This window comes from Cupriavidus sp. 8B, from assembly GCF_054589115.1.
The window spans coordinates 1-233 of record NZ_BAAILO010000367.1 but is presented as its reverse complement, the minus strand read 5'-3'; the positions used below and the strand labels follow the sequence as shown (position 1 = coordinate 233).

1 pseudogene is annotated in these 233 nt (G+C 65.7%); it reads left to right on the top strand.

Annotated features, from left to right (window positions below):
• Positions 1–6: 6 nt before the first annotated feature.
• Positions 7–233 (top strand): annotated as a pseudogene (locus ACYP5B_RS34260) (IS5/IS1182 family transposase); the annotation flags it as partial.

Below are 233 nucleotides of genomic sequence, written 5' to 3'. Positions count from 1 at the left end.
GGGCTGTTGTTGGCGGTATGCATTACCAGCGCTAGCGTACAAGATCGCGACGCAGCGCCAACGGTGGTGGCTCAAGCTTGCGCCAAGGCCGGCACGTTGCAGCGGCTGTTTGCCGACTCGGCGTATGCGGGGCGCTGTGCCGCCGCCCTTGAGCAAGCTCACGGCCTGAATGTGCACATCGTGCGTCGCCCGCCCAAGGCTGGGCATTGGCACGATGCGCAGCAGTCCCTGTG